Source organism: Halomicroarcula saliterrae (assembly GCF_031624395.1).
Lineage (GTDB): Archaea > Halobacteriota > Halobacteria > Halobacteriales > Haloarculaceae > Haloarcula > Haloarcula saliterrae.
In genome coordinates this window covers 301,018-318,896 of record NZ_JAMQON010000005.1, presented here as the reverse complement: position 1 = coordinate 318,896, position 17,879 = coordinate 301,018, and the positions used below count along the sequence as shown (strand labels likewise).

At 67.0% G+C, this 17,879-nt stretch carries 17 protein-coding genes; 8 read left to right on the top strand and 9 right to left on the bottom strand.

The window, feature by feature from the left end; all coding sequences use genetic code 11:
* The first annotated feature begins 148 nt into the window (after positions 1-148).
* The gene (locus tag NDI56_RS17530; protein ID WP_310920989.1) at positions 149-349 is read left to right on the top strand and encodes a hypothetical protein; all 201 of its coding nucleotides are present in this window, start codon (positions 149-151) and stop codon (positions 347-349) included.
* On the opposite strand, the gene NDI56_RS17525 is transcribed toward NDI56_RS17530, so the two are convergent.
* Entirely contained in the window at positions 346-1,239 is an 894-nt protein-coding gene (locus NDI56_RS17525; protein WP_310920988.1) for a bifunctional methylenetetrahydrofolate dehydrogenase/methenyltetrahydrofolate cyclohydrolase, read from the bottom strand. The genes NDI56_RS17530 and NDI56_RS17525 overlap by 4 nt on opposite strands.
* A 313-nt stretch (positions 1,240-1,552) precedes the next feature.
* Between NDI56_RS17525 and NDI56_RS17520 the strand changes: the two genes are divergently transcribed.
* Complete coding sequence (locus tag NDI56_RS17520; RefSeq protein ID WP_310920987.1) at positions 1,553-3,058, top strand: anthranilate synthase component I family protein; 1,506 nt, start codon at positions 1,553-1,555, stop codon at positions 3,056-3,058.
* Positions 3,055-3,627, top strand: a complete 573-nt coding sequence (locus tag NDI56_RS17515) for an anthranilate synthase component II (protein ID WP_310920986.1) — start codon at positions 3,055-3,057, stop codon at positions 3,625-3,627. Before NDI56_RS17520 ends, NDI56_RS17515 begins: the two co-directional genes overlap by 4 nt.
* On the opposite strand, the gene NDI56_RS17510 is transcribed toward NDI56_RS17515, so the two are convergent.
* Positions 3,628-5,484, bottom strand: a complete 1,857-nt coding sequence (locus NDI56_RS17510; RefSeq protein ID WP_310920985.1) for a BCCT family transporter — start codon at positions 5,482-5,484, stop codon at positions 3,628-3,630.
* A 47-nt stretch (positions 5,485-5,531) separates the two neighbouring features.
* Entirely contained in the window at positions 5,532-6,770 is a 1,239-nt protein-coding gene (locus NDI56_RS17505) for an NAD-binding protein (protein WP_310920984.1), read from the bottom strand.
* Positions 6,771-6,941: 171 nt separating this feature from the next.
* On the opposite strand from NDI56_RS17505, the gene NDI56_RS17500 reads away from it, so the two are divergent.
* The gene (locus tag NDI56_RS17500; protein ID WP_310920983.1) at positions 6,942-7,355 is read left to right on the top strand and encodes a DMT family transporter; all 414 of its coding nucleotides are present in this window, start codon (positions 6,942-6,944) and stop codon (positions 7,353-7,355) included.
* A gap of 95 nt (positions 7,356-7,450) precedes the next feature.
* Positions 7,451-7,831, top strand: coding sequence for a Rid family detoxifying hydrolase (locus tag NDI56_RS17495; protein ID WP_310920982.1), 381 nt, complete (start codon positions 7,451-7,453; stop codon positions 7,829-7,831).
* A 267-nt stretch (positions 7,832-8,098) separates the two neighbouring features.
* Here the strand turns inward: NDI56_RS17495 and NDI56_RS17490 are convergent, their stop codons facing one another.
* Both NDI56_RS17490 and NDI56_RS17485 read right to left on the bottom strand, forming a co-directional pair.
* Positions 8,099-9,826 carry a formate--tetrahydrofolate ligase gene (locus tag NDI56_RS17490; protein ID WP_310920981.1) on the bottom strand — a complete coding sequence of 576 codons (1,728 nt, stop codon included), beginning with the start codon at positions 9,824-9,826 and terminating at the stop codon, positions 8,099-8,101.
* A gap of 137 nt (positions 9,827-9,963) precedes the next feature.
* Positions 9,964-11,160 carry an alanyl-tRNA editing protein gene (locus NDI56_RS17485; protein WP_310920980.1) on the bottom strand — a complete coding sequence of 399 codons (1,197 nt, stop codon included), beginning with the start codon at positions 11,158-11,160 and terminating at the stop codon, positions 9,964-9,966.
* A gap of 96 nt (positions 11,161-11,256) precedes the next feature.
* Here NDI56_RS17485 and folP point away from each other — a divergent pair, with 96 nt between their 5' ends.
* Together folP and NDI56_RS17475 are read left to right on the top strand one after the other, a co-directional pair.
* Positions 11,257-13,629: a dihydropteroate synthase gene (folP, locus tag NDI56_RS17480; RefSeq protein ID WP_310920979.1), complete on the top strand. Its 2,373-nt coding sequence runs from the start codon at positions 11,257-11,259 to the stop codon at positions 13,627-13,629.
* 36 nt (positions 13,630-13,665) lie between these two features.
* Positions 13,666-13,887: a hypothetical protein gene (locus tag NDI56_RS17475; RefSeq protein WP_310920978.1), complete on the top strand. Its 222-nt coding sequence runs from the start codon at positions 13,666-13,668 to the stop codon at positions 13,885-13,887.
* Positions 13,888-13,968: 81 nt separating this feature from the next.
* Here NDI56_RS17475 and NDI56_RS17470 read toward each other — a convergent pair whose 3' ends face one another.
* The 3 genes from NDI56_RS17470 to NDI56_RS17460 form a co-directional block, all read right to left on the bottom strand.
* The gene (locus NDI56_RS17470; protein WP_310920977.1) at positions 13,969-14,550 is read right to left on the bottom strand and encodes a cyclodeaminase/cyclohydrolase family protein; all 582 of its coding nucleotides are present in this window, start codon (positions 14,548-14,550) and stop codon (positions 13,969-13,971) included.
* Entirely contained in the window at positions 14,547-14,714 is a 168-nt protein-coding gene (locus NDI56_RS17465; protein ID WP_310920976.1) for a hypothetical protein, read from the bottom strand. Before NDI56_RS17465 ends, NDI56_RS17470 begins: the two co-directional genes overlap by 4 nt.
* A gap of 131 nt (positions 14,715-14,845) precedes the next feature.
* Entirely contained in the window at positions 14,846-15,268 is a 423-nt protein-coding gene (locus tag NDI56_RS17460) for a hypothetical protein (RefSeq protein WP_310920975.1), read from the bottom strand.
* Positions 15,269-15,364: 96 nt separating this feature from the next.
* Between NDI56_RS17460 and NDI56_RS17455 the strand changes: the two genes are divergently transcribed.
* Positions 15,365-15,955, top strand: a complete 591-nt coding sequence (locus NDI56_RS17455; protein ID WP_310920974.1) for a hypothetical protein — start codon at positions 15,365-15,367, stop codon at positions 15,953-15,955.
* Between the two features lie 80 nt (positions 15,956-16,035).
* Here the strand turns inward: NDI56_RS17455 and NDI56_RS17450 are convergent, their stop codons facing one another.
* Positions 16,036-17,805: a BCCT family transporter gene (locus NDI56_RS17450; protein WP_310920973.1), complete on the bottom strand. Its 1,770-nt coding sequence runs from the start codon at positions 17,803-17,805 to the stop codon at positions 16,036-16,038.
* Positions 17,806-17,879: the final 74 nt, after the last annotated feature.

The following is a 17,879-nucleotide window of genomic DNA, read 5'->3' as shown; positions in this document are numbered from 1 at the left end:
GGCTGTAAGTTCGTGAAAATATTCGCCACCCGAGGGTGGCGAATTATTTTAGTTCGTTACAGCCGGCAGTATTCGTTGGGGGCCACTGGCGGCCTCCTGAAACACACGGTGGGATAGTATTTTGACGACGGATACCGAAGTACAGGACATGAACGGGGAGTGTTACTTCTGCCACGGGTTAGTCCTGGCAGACGAGTCCGAGGATATCGTCCTCCAAGACCACGGTGACCACAGGGTGTTCCTCCACCGCCAGTGTGCGGCCGGGTACAACGTCATCGAAACGCGTGTCGGTCCATCAAGCGGCGCAGACGTGGTCTGTCCGGTCTGTGGCGACGTCGAGTCCCTCTAGGGCAACTCGACTTCCACACCCGACTGGAGACTGGCCGCCTTGACGGTGTTGTACATGAGCATCGCGATAGTGAGCGGGCCGACGCCCCCGGGGACTGGCGTGATGGCACTCGCGGTCTCTTTTGCGCTCTCGAACTCGACGTCGCCGACGAGCTCGTACCCCTTGTCGGTGTCCGTATCGACGCGGTTGACGCCCACGTCGATGACCGTCGCACCCGCCTTGATCATCTCGCCGTCGATCATCTCGGGAACCCCCGCGGCGGCGACGAGGATGTCTGCCTGTCGGGTTTTGGTGGCGAGGTCCTCGGTCCGTGAGTGACAGACAGTCGTCGTCGCGTTGCCGCCGTCGCCGTACTGGACGAACAGATTCGCCATCGGCTTGCCGACGATGTCGGAGCGGCCGACGACGACGGCGTCTTTGCCCTCCGTCTCGATGCCCTCGGCGGCCAGTATCTGCTGGACGCCGTGGGGCGTACACGGCTTGTAGCGGGCGTTTCCGGCGACGAGACGGCCGACGTTCTCCGGGTGGAACCCGTCGACGTCTTTCGTCGGGTCGATACGTTCGAGGACAGTCCGTTTGTCCACGTGGTCGGGGACTGGCATCTGGACGAGGATTCCGTGGACCGACGGGTCGCCGTTCAGCTCGTCGATGCGGTCGAACAGCACCGCCGCCGGTTCGTCCGGGTCGATTTCGACGTGTGAGCCCTCGATACCGAGTTCCTCGCACGCCCGCTGTTTCATCGAGACGTACGTCTCGCTGGCGCCGTCGTCGCTCATCAGCACCGTCGCCAGCCCCGGCTGTACATCCGCGTCCCTCAGCGTCTCGACCGACGCCTTCACGTCCGCGCTGATACCGTCCGCGATCTCGTTGCCGTCTATCGTTCGAGTCATTGTTTTCCGTGTCACCATCGCAGTGGCGCGCGCGGCGGTCCGCTCGCCGGCCTCGAACCGACGAATCCTGCGACGGACCGCCCTCCTGAACGCGTTCGTCTACATCTCGGGACCAGATGGAATAGCTGCCGACGCGGAATAGCCCACCCCTTGAAGTCGCGACCGCTGTTCCTATCACAATACCGAGAGATTGTGTGAAAACCTTCGCTGCCAGCGGTGTGTGCCACGGGTACCCAAAATTTTTGTTACCCTCAGTGGTCTGTTCGAACAATCACTGCGGAGACCACTCGGTCTTCGTGGAGGCAGACTACGAATGAACGAGATGGCAGTCGTCACTGAGCGAGCAGCGTTCGCCGAGACCGCCCGTACGGCCCCGACCGGCGCCCGCGTCCCGGTCGAAGTGCGGGTCACCGTCGCTGACCCGTTCGAGGCGTATCGTCGCGCTCGCGACGGGGCACACGACGGAGTCTACCTGGAGACGACGGGCGGCCAGTCCGGCTGGGGGTACTTCGCCGTCGACCCCGTCGAGCGACTGCAGGTCGGGCCACAGGCGACGGCGCTGGGTGGGGCCAGTCCGAGCATCGCCGCCATCGACGGACTCCTCGACCGCGAACGACTCGTCCGCGGCGACTGCGAGGTGCCGTATCCGTGTGGCGCCTTCGGCTGGCTGTCGTACGACATCGCCCGGGAACTGGAGGACCTCCCGGAGACGACGCGACCTGACGGGTTCCCTCGACTCCAGCTTGGCGTCTTCGACTGCGTCGCGGCGTGGGAGGAGCCCCGCGACGGCGAGGCCGAGCTGCGGATTACGGCCTGTCCGGTCGTCGAGGACTCGCCGACAGTGGCCTACGAGGACGGTCTCGACCGGGCACGGGCGCTCGCTGAGGCGGCGCTGCACGGCGACCGGGGTGTCCAGTCCCGGCCGACCGCGAACCAGCAGGCCACCTTCGAGAGCGAGTGTGGCGAAGCGGCCTACGCCGACCGCATCCGGCGAATCAAGCAGTACGTCCGCGACGGCGACACGTTTCAGACGAACGTCTCCCACCGCCTCGTCGCGCCCGCGTCGGTCCACCCCGTCGAGACGTTCGCCGCGGTCCGGCGGGTCAACCCCGCGCCGTACTCGGCCCTCGTCGAGTTCCCGGGCGTGGACCTCGTCAGCGCCAGTCCCGAACTCCTTCTGGACGTAGACGGCGACCGCCTGTTGACGGAGCCCATCGCCGGCACGCGCCCACGGGGCGACACGCCCGAGGCGGACGCCGCCCTGGAGCGGGACCTCACCACCGACGAGAAGGAGCGGGCCGAACACGCCATGCTCGTCGATCTGGAACGCAACGACATCGGGAAGGTCAGCGAGTACGGCACGGTCGACGTCACGGAGTACCGACGCGTCGACCGCTACTCGGAGGTGATGCACCTCGTCTCGCTCGTCGAGGGGAAGCGCCGTGCCGACGCGAGCGTCGCCGACGCCGTCGCGGCGCTCTTCCCCGGCGGTACCGTCACCGGCGCACCCAAGCCCCGGACGATGGAGATAATCGACGAAGTCGAGGGGACTCGCCGCGGCCCCTACACGGGCTCTATCGGCGTCTTCGGCTTCGACGACCGCGCCACGCTGAACATGACCATCCGCACGCTGGTCCACCACGAGGGCGAGTACCGACTGCGCGTCGGCGGCGGCATCGTCCACGACTCCGTCCCGGAACTGGAGTACCAGGAGACGCTGGACAAGGCTCGGGCGCTGGTGACTGCCGTCGACGAGGCGCTGGGCGAGCAGGGGTCGTTCGCCGTCGAGCCCCCCGAACCAACCGAGGGTGTCCAGTGATACTCATCGTCGACAACTACGACTCGTTCGCCTACAACCTCGTCCAGTACGTCGGGACCTTCGACGAGGTCGTTGTCCGCCGGAACGATGCCATCGATGTCCCCGGAATCCGGGACCTGGACCCGGACGGTATCGTCGTCTCACCCGGACCCGGGACGCCCGACGAGGCGGGCGTCTCGATGGACGTGTTCGCGGAGACCGACTACCCCGCGCTGGGAGTCTGTCTCGGCCACCAGGCGCTCTGTGCCGCCAACGGCTCGCCCGTCGGCCACGCGCCGGAGGTGGTGCACGGCAAACCATCGGCGGTGCGCCACGAGGGGACGGCGCTGTACGACGGCGTCGACGACCCCTTCGATGTCGGGCGCTACCACTCGCTGGCCGTCGAGCGCACGGACCTGCCCGAGGAGCTGATAGAGACGGCCCACACCGACGACGAGCAGGGGGTCGTCATGGGCGTTCGCCACCGCGACCGGCCGCAGTTCGGGGTGCAGTTCCACCCCGAGAGCATCCTCACCGACGCCGGAACGCGCATCGTCGAGAACTTCTGTACCGGCATCGCCGGCGTCTGATCAGTCCTCCTCGGGCGGGTCGATATCGTGGTGGGACTGTACGGTCGGCAGGCGGCTGCGGACGCGGACGACAAGTGACGTGTGGCCCCGCTCCTCACGGAGCCACGAGCGGGTCAGCCCGGCGATGCCGACGAGAGAGATGACTGCGAACGGGCCGCCAGTCAGCACCGCGAGGGCCTGTAGCGTCTCCGCGCCGCCGACGAGCAACACGGCCACGGCGACGGCGCCCTGAAACCCGCCCCAGAAGACGATGCTCCCGGTCGAGGGGGCCAGTCCCCGTCTGGTCGCGAGGATGGCGACGACGAGCGTCGACGTGTCGGCCGACGTGGTGATGAACACCACGATGAGCGCCAGAAAGAGGAAGACGAGCAGTTCGGAAAGCGGGAGTGCAGCCAGTAGCGGAAACCCGGCGACGGCCTCCGACCCGCCCCGTGCGGCGATGGCGCCCAGCACGTCCGCACTGCCGCGCTGCTGCAGGAAGAGGCTCGTTCCGCCAAGCAGGAGGAACCACGCGATAGTGGCTGCCGACGTCGCCACGACAGTGGTGAACACGACGGTCCGGACGCGACGGCCGCGGGAGAGCGCTGCGACGAAGAGCCCGGCGAATGGGGCCCACGAGAACCACCACGACCAGTTCCAGACCGTCCAGGTTGCGACCCAGGCCCCGCCGGTGTGGAGGGAAAGCGGAACGAAGTGGACGACGTACCGGCCCAGCGCGGTCGACCCCTGCTCCGCGACGTACCGGCGGGGCCCAAGCGCGACCAGCAGGACGGCGAACAGGCCAAAGAGCACGACGTTCAGGCCCGCGATGCGGCGGATACCACGGTGGATACCCGTGGCACTGGAGAGGACGAAGATGAGCGTCAGGCCGCCGACGAACACCACCGGGCCCGTCGCGTCGATGGCTACGTCCCACTTGAACGCGACGCCGGCGAGGAACTGCTGGCTGACGAGTGCGACGGAGGTAGCGATGCCGCCGATGGTGGCGAAGACAGCCAGCGTATCGACCAGTCGACCCCAGACGGAGTCGAGGCTGTCGATGCCGAGAAACGGCGTCAGTAGCGTCGACACCCGCAACGGAGCCCCGCGTCGGTGGACGAAGTACGCGATGGGCACACCGATGGCGGCGTAGGCACTCCAGGCGGAGACGCCCCAGTGGAACAGCGAGTAGACGAGCGCGTCGCCGGCGGCCGCGGCGGACTGTGGCTGGGCCCCGAAGTACGGCGGCGGCGTCCGGTAGTGAAACAGCGCTTCTGCCGGTCCCCAGAACACCAGTCCCGCCGCGATGCCCGCGGTGAACACGAGCGTAAAGTACGTCGGGTAGGTGTAGGCTGGCTCCGTCTCCGGGCCGCCCAGTTTGATGTCACCCCAGGGCCCGAGCAACAGGACGGCAGCGAAACACACCGCCACAACCATCGCGACGACGAACAGCGGCCCGCCGACCCGGAGGAGGGTCCCCGAGACGGCGGTGACGGCGGCCGACGTCCGGGTCGGGAGCAGGGACTGCAACAGGACGAACGCGGCAAACACCGTCACCGGAACGCCCATGGTCACCGGGTTCTGGTTGCTCGCGAACTGCCGGAGTGTCTTCCTCACGCTCGTCTGTCTGACCCGAAGGAGATAGCCCACGGACCGACTGTCGTCGTCGCCGCCCCGGTAGGGAAGCACCGCGAGGTAGCCCAGCCCGGACCCGAAAAACACCAACGAGATGGCGACCCACCCCCTGCCCGTCACTGCCTCGCCGACGAAATCCCGGAAGAAAAACCCCACGAAGACGATGGCGCCCGACGCGGCGGCGACCGGGACCAGCAGCTTCGCCACCATCGCTTCGATGCCACTTCCCTTCGACGTGGCCATACTATGAGATACGGTAGCGTGTACGTATAGTAGTGTCGCGGGAGTGACTACTTCCCGCTGTCCCCGCTGTCGTCGAGGTCTGAGAGGGTCGCGTCGGGCGCGCTCCCGTCGAGAACCGACCGGCCCAGCAGGGTCCCGCCGATACTGCGTGGGTTGATCACCTCGTCGGCGCCGACGGCCCCGAACTTGTCGACGTGTTTCGACTCGGTGGCGGCGGCGGCAATCCGTACGTCGGGGTCGATGGACCTGACCGCGAGGACGGTCAGCACGTCGCGGGCGTCGTCGTCGCTCGCGACGACCACCCCCTGTGCGGTTCCGACGCGAGCGTCCTTCAGGACCGCTTCGTCGGTCGGGTCCCCCGTCAGAACGTTCAGGTCCGCGTCGTCCAGCGCCGAGGCCGCCTCTGCGTCGTCGGTCACGACGACGAGCTCCGTCTCGTCGCCCAGTTCCTCCAGCAGCGAGTCGGTCGTTTCTCCGTGGCCGAGGACCACCACGTGGTCCTCCAGGAGTGTGAGGTCTGATGCGGTCATGATTCCGAACGCCGTCGCCATCCGTGATTCGATGACCGGCCCGACCAGCGCCCCGATGGCGACGGTGAAGGCGCCGGTCCCGAAGACGATGATAGAGAGCGCGAACCAGCGGGCCCGCGCCGTCGTCGGCGTGAAGTCGCCGTAGCCGACGGTGGCGATGGTGACGATGACGAAGTACACTGCCTCGCTCCAGGTCAGCGGGTCGCCACTGAACTCGTTGCGCAGCGCGTACGCACCCACAGTTCCGTAGAGCCCGACGCCGACGATGGAGGACAGCGAGGCGATCTGGAGCGGCGAGAGGTCGACCGGTTGGTCGAACTGCGCTCTGTTGCGCACCAGCAGCGGGTAGGTGACACAGAGAGCAAGTAACAGCGGTACGTCCGTCGTCTGGAGGGTCGTCAGTGGAAGCACAGCGACCGTGGGCAACAGCACGAGCGCCGCCCGGTACGCGATTTCCTTCCGTTGCTGGAGGCCGCCAGTCACGATGCCCAGAGCGAACGCGAACAGGACGCCCCCGAACTGGACGACGCCGGGCGGCAGAGAGAGGAACGCCGCCAGCGGGCCGTCCATCGCTGGCATCGGCTTACTCAGGTTCGACAGCCCGGTCAGAAAGGAGAGGAGCGTCACCGCGCCGACGAGCAACACCGTCGACTTCCCGCGGGTAAAGGCCCCCCACTCCACGAACGGAATCCGGTCCGCCGGGTAGAAGACCTCCTCCAGTGCCGGTTCCGTTCGCTCGTCCGATGCGTCAACCACTACCACGGAATTGACCGACCGAGACCAAAAAAGCTCGCCGTCTACGGCGCCGTCGTGACACTCAACTCGGTGACTGTCGTAGGAAGGAAGCATGACCCGACTTCGGGCGGCGACGGAACAGTCGAGACCACCCGGACCAGCGTTGAACTACCCACGAACGGAGGGGCAGCGGTGAACAACTCCGCTGTCGTGTTCGGTCTGGGGACGATGATAGCCTGGGGGTTCTGGATCGTCTTCGGCGACGTGGCCTCGAACAGCATCGACCCGAAGACCGCGGCGTTCATCTCCTACGCTACCGCGGCCGTCGTGACTGGTCTGTTCGTCGTCGTCACTGACGCCTCTCTCGCGGTCACGAACCGGGGCGTGTTGTTCGCCGCCGTCGCCGGCGTCGCCGCCGCTATCGGCGTCGTCTCGACGTTCATCGGCGTCAGCGTCGGACCGACCGCTGTCGTCTCGACTATCGGCGGGATGTACTTCGTGACGGCGGCGCTCATCAGCACCGTCGCACTGGGCCAGCCGCTCTCGCTGAACAAGGTGGTCGGCATCGGGCTGGCCGTGGCCGCCATCGTGGTCATCAACCAGTAGCGCCGTCCGTTCCACGACGTGTAAGGAAAGCAACCACTCGTGTCCGGGGCCGCTCCGTGCCGGGATTTATACTGCTGCCAGATGAACGCTCGTCCGTGAAACGGACCATCAGTACCGACGACGCGCCGGCAGCGGTGGGCGCGTACAGTCAGGCGACGACGAACGGGAGTCTCCTCATCACGTCCGGACAGCTGCCACTGACCACCGACGGCGAGCTCCTGAACACCGAATCGGTCGGCGACCAGACCCGCCAGTGCATGCGCAACGTCGAGGCCGTCCTCGAAGCCGAGGGGTGCTCGCTCGACGACCTGCTCAAGACGACCGTCTTCCTCGACGACATCGACGACTTCGATGCGTTCAACGAGGCCTACGGCGAGTTCTTCGGGGCGAACCCGCCGGCTCGTAGCGCCGTCGGCGCCGGCGACGTTCCGAAGGGCGCGGCTGTCGAGATAGAGGCCATCGCGACCACCGAATGATACTGCCGGCTGTAAGTTCGTAAAGATATTCGCCGCCCCGGGGTGGTGAATTCCTTCAGTTTGTTACAGCCGGCAGTATGAAGCAGCGGCGGGGCGGCGTGGTACCCGCCTACCTGTCACTGCAACTGAACTTATTTTCACAGCTTTAGAGCTGTTAGTAACTCTCGGACCACCCGCTTCCGTGACGGGTGATTCGGTGGCGCGGACAGGGTCAGCGCCGTCGATGGCTGCGAACGACAGAACCCCGAAGGCGGTGAGCCGCGCCGCTCAGAACAGCCCGCTGATATTGCCGTCCTCGTCGATGTCCATGTCGGCGGCTGCCGGGCGGGCGGGCAGCCCGGGCATCGTCAGCGCGTCCGCGGTGAGCGCGACGACGAAGCCGGCGCCGGCCGAAGGGTACACCTCGCTTATCTCCAGTTCCCAGCCCTCGGGCGCGCCCTTCTTGCTCGCGTCGTCGCTGAAGGAGTGGAACGTCTTCGACATACAGACCGGGACGTCCCCGAAGCCGAGGTCCTCCATCCGGTCGATGTCGTCGAGCGCACTGCCGGTGAACTTCACGCCGTCGGCTCCGTATATCTCGGTCGCGACGGTCCGGATCTTCTCCTTGATGGGCGCCGCCTCCTCGTAGAGGTACTCGAACTCGTCTTCGTCGCTCTCCTCGACGGCGTCGATGACGTGTTCGCCCAGCGCCTCGCCGCCCTCGCTGCCGTCCTCGAAGACCTCGGACTCGGCGACCCGCACACCGAGGTCCTCGCGGCAGTGGTCGAGCACTGTCTGTACCTCCGCTTCGGTGTCGTCCGGGAATCGGTTGAGCGCGACCACGACCGGGACGCCGAACTGCTGGAGGTTCGCGACGTGGCGGTCGAGATTCTCGAAGCCGGCCTCCACCGCGTCGACGCCGGACTCGTCTATCTCGTCGTAGTCGACCGGCCACTGGTCCAGCCCGTGGTACTGCAGTGCCCGGACCGAGGCGACCAGCACGACGGCGTTGGGCGTCATGTCGCCCAGCCGGCAGACGATGTTCATGAACTTCTCGGCCCCGAGGTCGGAACCGAACCCGGCCTCCGTGACGAGGTAGTCCCCCATGCCGAACGCCGCCTTGTCGGCGATGAGGGAGTTGGTCCCGTGGGCGATGTTCGCGAACGGGCCGCCGTGGACGAACGCGGGCGTCCCCTCGATGGTCTGGACGATGTTCGGTTTCAGCGCGTCACGGAGCAGCATCGTCGCGGGCCCCGTGGCTTCGATATCGCCGACGGTGATGGGCTCGCCGTCGCGGTTGTAGGCCACGATGATGCGGGCGATTCGCTCTTTGAGGTCCTCGAGGTCCTGGGCGAGACAGAGGACGGCCATCAGCTCGGAGGCGGCGGTGAGCTTGAACCCGCCTTCCCGGGGCGTTCCGCCGGAATCCCCGCCGAGGCCGACGACTGTCTGCCGGAGCGCGCGGTCGTTCATGTCCATCGCGCGTTTCCAGGCGACGTCGTTGACGTTGATGTCGAGGTCGTTGCCCTGCGAGAGCCGGGCGTCCAGCATCGCCGCGATGAGGTTGTGGGCCGACGTGAGCGCGTGGATGTCGCCCGTGAAGTGGAGGTTGATGTCCTCCATCGGCAGTACCTGCGAGCGACCGCCGCCGGCCGCTCCACCCTTGACCCCGAACACCGGGCCAAGCGACGGTTCACGAATGGCTATCATCGTGTCCTCGCCGAGGTGGTTCAGCGTCTGGCCGAGCCCCACCGTCGTCACGGTCTTGCCCTCGCCCTTCGGCGTCGGCGTCATCCCGGTCACGAGGACGAGGTTCCCCTCGTTGTCCTCGGCCCGGTCCCGCAGGCGGTCGATAGCGTGGTGCTTGACCTTCGCGGTGTACTCCCCGTGGTACTGGAGGTCGTCGAGGCCCAGTCCCCACGGTTCGACCAGCTCCCAGATCGGTTCCATGTCGGTCGATTGCGCGATATCGTAGTCCGTCGGAATCGGCTCTTGTGTCTCGTCGAATGATGCCATCTCGTTCGAACGTTCCTGACCGCTCCTCAAGAAGATTCGCTAAGATGACACTTCCCGTATGCGATATGTTCTGACCGCCGCCGACCCGCCAACGGTGCTCGATACACCAGAATTCTGTCACGTCGTGGAGTGCGGACTCACTCCGGACGGAGGTAGTCGACGACCGCCTGCGGCTCGGCTTCGAGGCCGCCGCCCTGAGCCAGCGTCGGTTGGCCGCCACCGCCGCCACCGAACTCGGCGGTGACCTCGCCGACGACATCGTTCGCGTCTGTCTCGCCGTCGGTGGCGACGACGACGAACGTCGGGCCGTCGCTGCCGGTCAGGACCAGCACGTCGGCGTCTATGTTCCGGTCAGCGATGCGATCCGAGACGGTGTTCGGCCCGACACCGTCGACGGTCCCCACCACCCACTCCTCGCCGTCACGGTCGACCGTGTCGTCTACGACACTGTCGAGGCGAGCCTCCAGCAGTTCCCCCCGTAGTTCGTCCAGTTCCGTTTCTAGCTCCCTGTTCTCCGACAGCAGCCCCCGGGCCCGCTGTGGGAGCCCCTGTACGCTCGTGTCCAGTGTCTCCGCCGCGCGAGTCGCGGCGCGCGTCTCGTCGACTTGCCGCTGGATGGCCGCCGGACCGACGGCGTACTCCACCCGGACGAGGCCCGCGCCGGGGTTCGAAACGTCGAGTACTTTGATCGGGCCTATCTCACTGGTCCGGGCGACGTGCGTGCCGCCACAGGCGGCGACGTCCCACCCGTCGATATCCACGATACGGACTGTCTCCGCCGGGTCCGCGTCGGCCCTGAGATTGAACACGATGTCGTCGTCGGCCTCGGCCTCGTCGGCGTCCATCTCGTCCCACTCGACGCGCCGGTCGTCCCAGACGGCCTCGTTGGCGAGGCGCTGGACGCTGAGCGCACTGACCTCGTCGGCGTCGCCGTCGACTGCGAAGTCCAGGCGGACGCTGTCGTCGCCGATGTCGAATCCGCCGTAGCCGTGTTCGCCGAACAGTTTCCGGCCCGCACCGTAGACGACGTGACTGGCAGTGTGCGCCCGCATACTGTAGGTCCGGGCGTCGTCGTCGACGTCGCCCGTCACGGTCTCGCCCGCCTCGAAGTCGGGGGCGTCGCTGAGTGTGTGGACGGTGACGCCACCGCGCTTCTGGACGTCCACCACTTCGTGACCGCCGAGTGTCCCGCTGTCGGCCGGTTGCCCGCCGCCCTCGGCGTAGAAGTACGTCTCGTCGAGCGTCACGTCTCGGCCGTCGACCGAACGGACCGTCGTATCGAACGCCGTCACGTACGGTTCCTCGGCCGAGCGGTTCGTTGGCTCCTCAGACATGTGTTCCGCGTGGTTTCGGACCCAGATAAATCCCGCGCCGCCTGCAGCTCCACACCCGGCGATAGCTTAATCAGGTGCGCGCCGGCGATATTTGGTATGCAGTACCACGAAGCCGCCGACTATCTGGAGTCCCTACAGCGGCGTCGGCCCAAGTTGGGGACCGAGACGACGGCGCGGATGCTCTCGCACCTCGGGGAGCCCCAGACGGGCGTCGATGTCGTCCAGGTGGCCGGGTCGAACGGGAAGGGGAGCACCTCCCGGCTGCTGGAACACGCGCTCAGGGCCGCTGGTCTGGACGTGGGCGTGTTCACTTCGCCCGGACTCAACGACTTCCGGGAGCAGGTCCGGATCAACGGGACCGCCGTTCCGAAAGCTCGGGTCACCGACTTCGTCGAGCGCATCGACCCGTGTCTCGACCGTCTCGCGGCCGACGGCGACATGCCGACCCACTTCGAGGTCCTGACTGCCCTCGCCGTCGACCACTTCGGCCGAGCGGGCGTCGATGTCGCCATTCTGGAGGTGGGCATCGGCGGCCGGTACGACGCGACCAGCGCCGTCGACCCGGTCGCGAGCGCCGTCACCAGCGTCAGTCTCGAACACACGGATCTGCTGGGCGACACTGTCGAGGAAATCGCCCGTGACAAGGCTCAGGTCGCGCCGACCGACACGCCGCTCGTCACCGGGGCCTGCGGTGACGCGCTGGCGGCCATCCGGACGGAGACAGACGTCGTGACTGTCGGCCCGGACGACGCGGACGTCGTCGCCGTCGAGAGCGGGATGCGCTGTGCCATCGAGAGCGAGGTGGCCATCACCGGTCCCGACTGGGCGCTGGAGACGAACCTCCAGCTGCTGGGCCAGCACCAGGCCGAAAACGCCGGCGTCGCCGCGACACTCGCTAGACAGGTCGCCGACGTCGACACGGGGGATATCGCGGCCGGCCTCCGGCAGGCGACGCTCCCCGGCCGGTTCGAGATTCTCGACAGCGACCCGACGGCGGTGCTAGACGGCTCGCACAACCCCGGCGCGATGGTGACACTCGCGTCGGTGCTTGCCCGCTTCGAGTACGACGACCTCCACGTGGTGTTCGGTGTGATGTCCGACAAGGACCACGACTCGATGGTCGACGAGCTCCCCCCGGTCGGAACCGCGTTCGTCACCAGGCCGGACCTGGCCCGAGCCGCGGACCTCGACACGCTTGTGGCTGCGTTCGACGGTAACGCGGACGAGGTGACACGCGTCCCGTCCGTCCCAGAGGCCACCGAGCGGGCGCTCTCGGCCGCCGACCCGGACGACTTCGTCCTCGTCACCGGCTCGCTCTACGCCGTTGCCGAGGCCCGCGACCGCTGGACACGCCTCCTCGTACCCAGGGACAGCGGCCGAACACCCGGCGAGCACGTCTCCGGCACCGCGTCGTTCCCCGAGGAGATCGACTACCGCGTCTTGACGACGTATCTCCGTCCGGACCAGGCCGCCCACATCGCCGGAGCACTCGACGTTCTCGGCGGCGACTGCCACCAATCGACGACCGGTGCGCCGGGCGAGTTCGTCACGACAGTGCTCAGCGGGACCGAGCGTCAGCTGTCGTCGCTGGCCGACGCCATCGAGACGGAGGGGCACGGGCTCTCGAACGTCGCGGGGCGAATCCGTCGAGCTATCGACGGGCCACCCGACCCGCTCGGGACGGACGACACAGCCGTGATGGGTATCCTGAACGTCACGCCCGATAGCTTCCACGACGGCGGCGAGTACGACGAGGTCGCCGCCGCGGTCGAACACGCGAGGGCGATGGTCGCGGCGGGCGCCGACGTGATTGACGTCGGCGGCGAGAGCACGCGTCCGGGCGCCGACCCCGTCTCTGTCCCGGAGGAAATCGACCGCGTCGTCCCGGTCATCGAGGCGCTCGGGGACCTCGACGCGGCCATCTCGGTCGACACGCGAAAGGCCGCCGTCGCGGAGCCGGCCCTCGATGCGGGGGCAGACATCGTCAACGACGTCTCGGGCCTCTCCGACCCCGAGATGCGCTTCGTCGTCGCGGACCACGACGCCACGCTCGTCCTCATGCACAGCCTGTCGGCCCCCGTCGACCCGGACTGCACGCGGGAGTACGACGACGTCGTCGAAGACGTGCTCCGGGACCTCTCCGAGCAGGTGTTGCTCGCCCAGCGGGCCGGTATCGAGCGCGAGCAGATACTGGTCGACCCCGGTTGTGGCTTCGGGAAGGATGCCGACGAATCGTTCGAGCTGGTCGACCGCCTCGCCGAGTTCGAGGCGCTGGGCTGTGGGACGATGGTCGGTCACTCACAGAAGTCGATGTTCGCGGACGTAACCGGGCCGAGCGACGACCGGCTCCCGCCGACTCTGGCCGTTACCGCGATGGCGGCCGAACGCGGCGTCGACGTGGTCCGGGTCCACGACGTCGTCGAGAACGCTGCGGTCCTCCGGAGCGTCGACGCGACGCGAGAGCCGTAGGCGTACTCCTTTCACGCTGGCGCCGCAAGGTTCGGTATGGACGCGTTCCAGTGGCTCCAGCTCGGCGGACTCACGGAGGCGTTCTCACAGGTCGTGGTCGGAGCCGGCGCGGTCGTCCTGTTGCTCGTGCTCGTAGCGCTCGGTAGCTTCGCCTACAAGAGCTACAACGGCGGCGTCGAGTGGCCCGACGAGCGGTCGGACGAAGAGCAGGACGGTGTCAGTCGATCCGACGACGACGACGAGTGGAAGTATCACTGAGAGGGGTGCTGCGTACTTTTCCGATGGCATCAGCCCTCGCGGTACGTCCCGGAAACGACTTCCACCGGTCTCTGTGGGCCGTTACTCGTCCTGGTCGGTGACCGCGGCGACGGCGGCGTTCGCGTCCGCCTCCGCGGATTCGACGCGGCTTCGCACATCGCTCACGAACCCGTCGTCGTCGAGCAACCCGACGTTAGCCCGGACGATCGTTGCCGCCGACGCGACCGTGGCCCGCGCGATAATCGCTCCGACAACTGCGTCGGTTCGGGCGTTCGGCGTCCCGTCTACAGCGACGACGGTCGCACTGGTCGCGACGTCCCGGGCCGCCTCGGCTATCTGCACCGGGATTTCGGTGGCCGTCCGGAGGGCCGCCTGCTCGTGACTGTCGTCAGTGTCCGCTTCGAAGGCCGTCTGTACCTCGTCGACCGCCGCGGCGTCCGCGTCGGCCAGCGCTAGCAACTGGTCACGCCGGTCCCGTAACTTCGCCGCTGCGTCGACGAGACGCTCCGAGCGCTCCGTCTCGCTCGTATGGAGACAGACCATCTCACAGAGTGCCGCCGCCAGGGACCCGGTGAGCGCGGCGGTGGCTCCCGCGCTCGGGGCGACCTGTGACGACGCCACGTCCGAGAGAAACCCCTCGACTGTCCGCTCGGCGAAGGTCACGGTCGTCCCCCGGCGTACCGCGTCTCCCGGAAGTAGATGACGAGACTCGCACACAGAAAGCAGAAGCCGGCGGCCCGCAGACTCCCGACTGTCATGGCGAGCAGTGCAGCACCGACGAGGCCGGCGGCCACGACGGCCAGGGCGGTCGGAATCAGTTCGACCATAGACTCGTCCGGGAAGACGACTCCCACGTGCAATAATTTGTGCATCGTTCCTATCGGGAACTCGTGGGTCGGGTCCCGAGCGGCGCGAGTCGGGGTTCGTCCGCCGCTGCGCACCTCGTCGACACACCCTGTCAGTCGCCGTAGGAGTGCTGGAATTCCCAGTGGTACCGACACTGCGTGCAGGTAGCCCACTCCGGAACGTCGAACTGTTCGGGGTGGCGCTTCCCGTGCAGCATGCGACTCCGGCAGACCGGACAGGTCATCTGGACCAACGCCAGCGTCCCGAACTCGTCCGGGTCGTACTCGGCGACACACCGCGGGCAGTCGATGTCGTCCATGGCGCTGTGCTGGAATATCTCGGCCCCGCATCGGACACACGACACCGTCGCTGGCGGTCGTTTCGCCCACCCGCAGTCGCCTTCGTAGGTGGTCGTCGCCGTGTCCATGCTCGACAGTCGGAACTTGTTTGGCCCGTCGCTGCGCCTGAGGGGACCCATCACCTTCTCACCCACCCACTTGAGCTTCGTCAGAAGGCGTCTGAGTCGCCCTGTCACGGCACGCTCTACGTATCCCGTCTGTTTATGTCTGCGGGACACTGGCATATTATTACCTGCCGACACTTTTTCCCCGCTTCCGGCGAAAAATCGCCTATGACCGTTGTCGGCATCCACCGGTCGGTCGGTACGACGCCGCCGGAGCCGGCAGTGGTGCAGTCGGTCGACGTCACCGCGATCGGTGGCCTCCCGGGGTATCTGCAGGCCATCGGGTCGTTCCTGCTCGTGGTGCTGTTCGGCGGCGTCATACTCCGCCGGTCGGAGGCCCGGGTCCTTCGCTCGCTGGAGGCGCTCCGGGAGCGACCGTACAGCGCCGTCCCGTACGGACTGGTCGCGTACGCCGTCGCCCTCGCGGTGGGGCTGTACGGGTTCAGCCAGCTGGGCCGGGTCGGCGTGGCCGGCACGTTCCTCGGTCTCCTCGTCGCCCTCCTGCTGGGCGGTGTGTTCGTCTCACTGACCGCGTTCGGCTTTCTCGTCGTCGGGACCCTCGCCACCGACGTACACGGGCGGCGCGAGCCGACCTACGGACTCGTGGTCGGGGCTGCGCTCAGCGCCATCGGATGGTTGCTGTTGCCCCCGGCGGGCGGACTCGCGGTCTGGGTGCTGGTGGCTGCGTTCGGGCTCGGCGGTGCGGTCCGGCTGTGGGTCCACGCAGAACGCACCGTGGAGACGGAGCGAGCCGACTAGGCACTCTCGGACCGCCAGTACCGGCGATAGCAGCGGCTGTGCGGCGAGACATCCGGAAAAGACGATAGCCCCGCGTAGGGCTAGTCGCTACCGGTCGCGGATTCGTCACGGTCGCTGATGTCCGTCACCATATCGCTGCCCGACGTGACCACGTCGACGTCGTCCCGCTCCGAGAGGTCCTGTATCGTCTCCGCGAACTCCTCGGACTCCAGTATCTGGTACTCGTTACTGAGGCCCAGATACACGGTGTAACACATCAGTGTGAGGATGACCGCGAACGGTAACCCGGTGGTGATGGCCGCCGTCTGCAGCGCCGTCAGGCCGCCACCGATGAGGAGGATGGAAGCGACGGCGCCCTCAGTCACCGCCCAGAAGATACGCTGGGTCTTCGGCACGTCGTGTTTGCCCCCGGAGGTCAAGTGGTCGATGACCAGTGACCCCGAGTCCGACGACGTGACGAAGAAGGTGATGACGAGAAGCGTCGCCAGCAGCCCCGACACGACACCGAGCGGGTACTGGTTCAGCGTGATGAACATCCCCAGCGTCTCGAAGGCCCCGTAGCCCAGTTCGGTGTACTGCTGCTGGACCGCCCCTCCGGCCAGCGCGCTGTTCAGCGCGCTGCCGCCGAAGGTCGACAGCCAGAGCGTCGAGAACAGCGCCGGGAGGAAGAGTACGCCAAGGACGAACTCCCGGACGGACCGCCCCTTCGAGATGCGCGCGATGAACATCCCGACGAACGGCGACCACGCGATCCACCAGCCCCAGTAGAACACCGTCCACGCGGTCACGGTTCCGTTCTCGGCGGCGCCGAGAGTGCCGGTGAAGAAGCCGAGACCGAGGATGTTCTGCAGGTAGGCACCGAGCCCCTCGACCCACGCGCCCAGGATGAACACGGTCGGGCCCACCAGCAGGAGGAACCCGAGCAGCGCGAACATCAGGTACAGGTTGATGGTGCTCAGCCGCTTGACGCCGCCCTCCAGGCCGGCCGCGACCGACGCGGTCGCGATGAGGGTGATGGCCGCGATGAGCACCACCTGCGGTCCCGTCCCGGTCGGAATGTCGGCGACGCCGAGCATGCCGCTGCCGAAGACGAAGCTGAGCCCGCTGTTGACCTGTGCGACGCCGAGTCCGAGCGAGGTCGACAGCCCGAACAGGGTCGCGAACACCGTCACGAGGTCGATGATATGGCCCGGCCAGCCGTAGATGCGCTCGCCCAGCAGGGGCCAGAATATCGACCGGAAGGTCAGCGGCAGGCCGCGGTTGAACGAGAAGAACGCCAGGCCGAGGCCGACGAGGCCGTAGACGGCCCACGGGTGGAGCCCCCAGTGGAAGAACGTCTGGGCCATCGCGGCCGCCGCAGCGGCCCCGGTTCCGGCTTCGGCCCCGAAGAAGCTCGGTGGGGTGTTGAAGTAGAACATCGGCTCGGTGACGCTGAAGAACATGAGCCCGATGCCCATGCCCGCGCTGAACAGCATCGCCATCCACGAGAAGTCACTGAACTCCTTTTCGGCCTCCACGCCACCGATCTTGATCTTCCCGTACTTGCTGAACGCGAAGAACAGCAAGACGACGATGAAGACGTTCACCGCCAGCAGGTAGAACCAGCCGAACGTGCTACCGATAGTGTCGAACAGCCACGTGTACGCCTGCGACGCTGTGTCGCCGAGGAGGACTGTGACTGCGATGAACAGTGCGATAATCGCCAGTGCGACCGGGAACACGACGGGGTGGACGTCGAACCCGTACTTCTGCCAGTTCGTGTCGCCCGGCTCTCTGTCGGACTCCGGGTGGAACAGCTCCACCTGGAGCCCGTCCGACATCTCGCCGGTGGTTTCGTCACTTCCTGACATGTGATTCTCCTTTCGACCGATAGCGTGCTGAGTGTCCGCGTCGTTTCATTGGTGTTGGCTCCGGTACCGATGCG

Excerpts from the sequence above, each read along its gene's own strand:
- NDI56_RS17465 (WP_310920976.1), bottom strand. The coding sequence starts at position 14,714 with ATGGTCGAACTGATTCCGACCGCCCTGGCCGTCGTGGCCGCCGGCCTC.
- NDI56_RS17485 (WP_310920980.1), bottom strand. The coding sequence starts at position 11,160 with ATGTCTGAGGAGCCAACGAACCGCTCGGCCGAGGAACCGTACGTGACG.
- NDI56_RS17490 (WP_310920981.1), bottom strand. The coding sequence starts at position 9,826 with ATGGCATCATTCGACGAGACACAAGAGCCGATTCCGACGGACTACGAT.
- NDI56_RS17510 (WP_310920985.1), bottom strand. The coding sequence starts at position 5,484 with ATGGCCACGTCGAAGGGAAGTGGCATCGAAGCGATGGTGGCGAAGCTG.
- folP (WP_310920979.1), top strand. The coding sequence starts at position 11,257 with ATGCAGTACCACGAAGCCGCCGACTATCTGGAGTCCCTACAGCGGCGT.
- NDI56_RS17455 (WP_310920974.1), top strand. The coding sequence starts at position 15,365 with ATGACCGTTGTCGGCATCCACCGGTCGGTCGGTACGACGCCGCCGGAG.
- NDI56_RS17475 (WP_310920978.1), top strand. The coding sequence starts at position 13,666 with ATGGACGCGTTCCAGTGGCTCCAGCTCGGCGGACTCACGGAGGCGTTC.
- NDI56_RS17520 (WP_310920987.1), top strand. The coding sequence starts at position 1,553 with ATGAACGAGATGGCAGTCGTCACTGAGCGAGCAGCGTTCGCCGAGACC.
- NDI56_RS17525 (WP_310920988.1), bottom strand. The coding sequence starts at position 1,239 with ATGACTCGAACGATAGACGGCAACGAGATCGCGGACGGTATCAGCGCG.
- NDI56_RS17450 (WP_310920973.1), bottom strand. The coding sequence starts at position 17,805 with ATGTCAGGAAGTGACGAAACCACCGGCGAGATGTCGGACGGGCTCCAG.
- NDI56_RS17530 (WP_310920989.1), top strand. The coding sequence starts at position 149 with ATGAACGGGGAGTGTTACTTCTGCCACGGGTTAGTCCTGGCAGACGAG.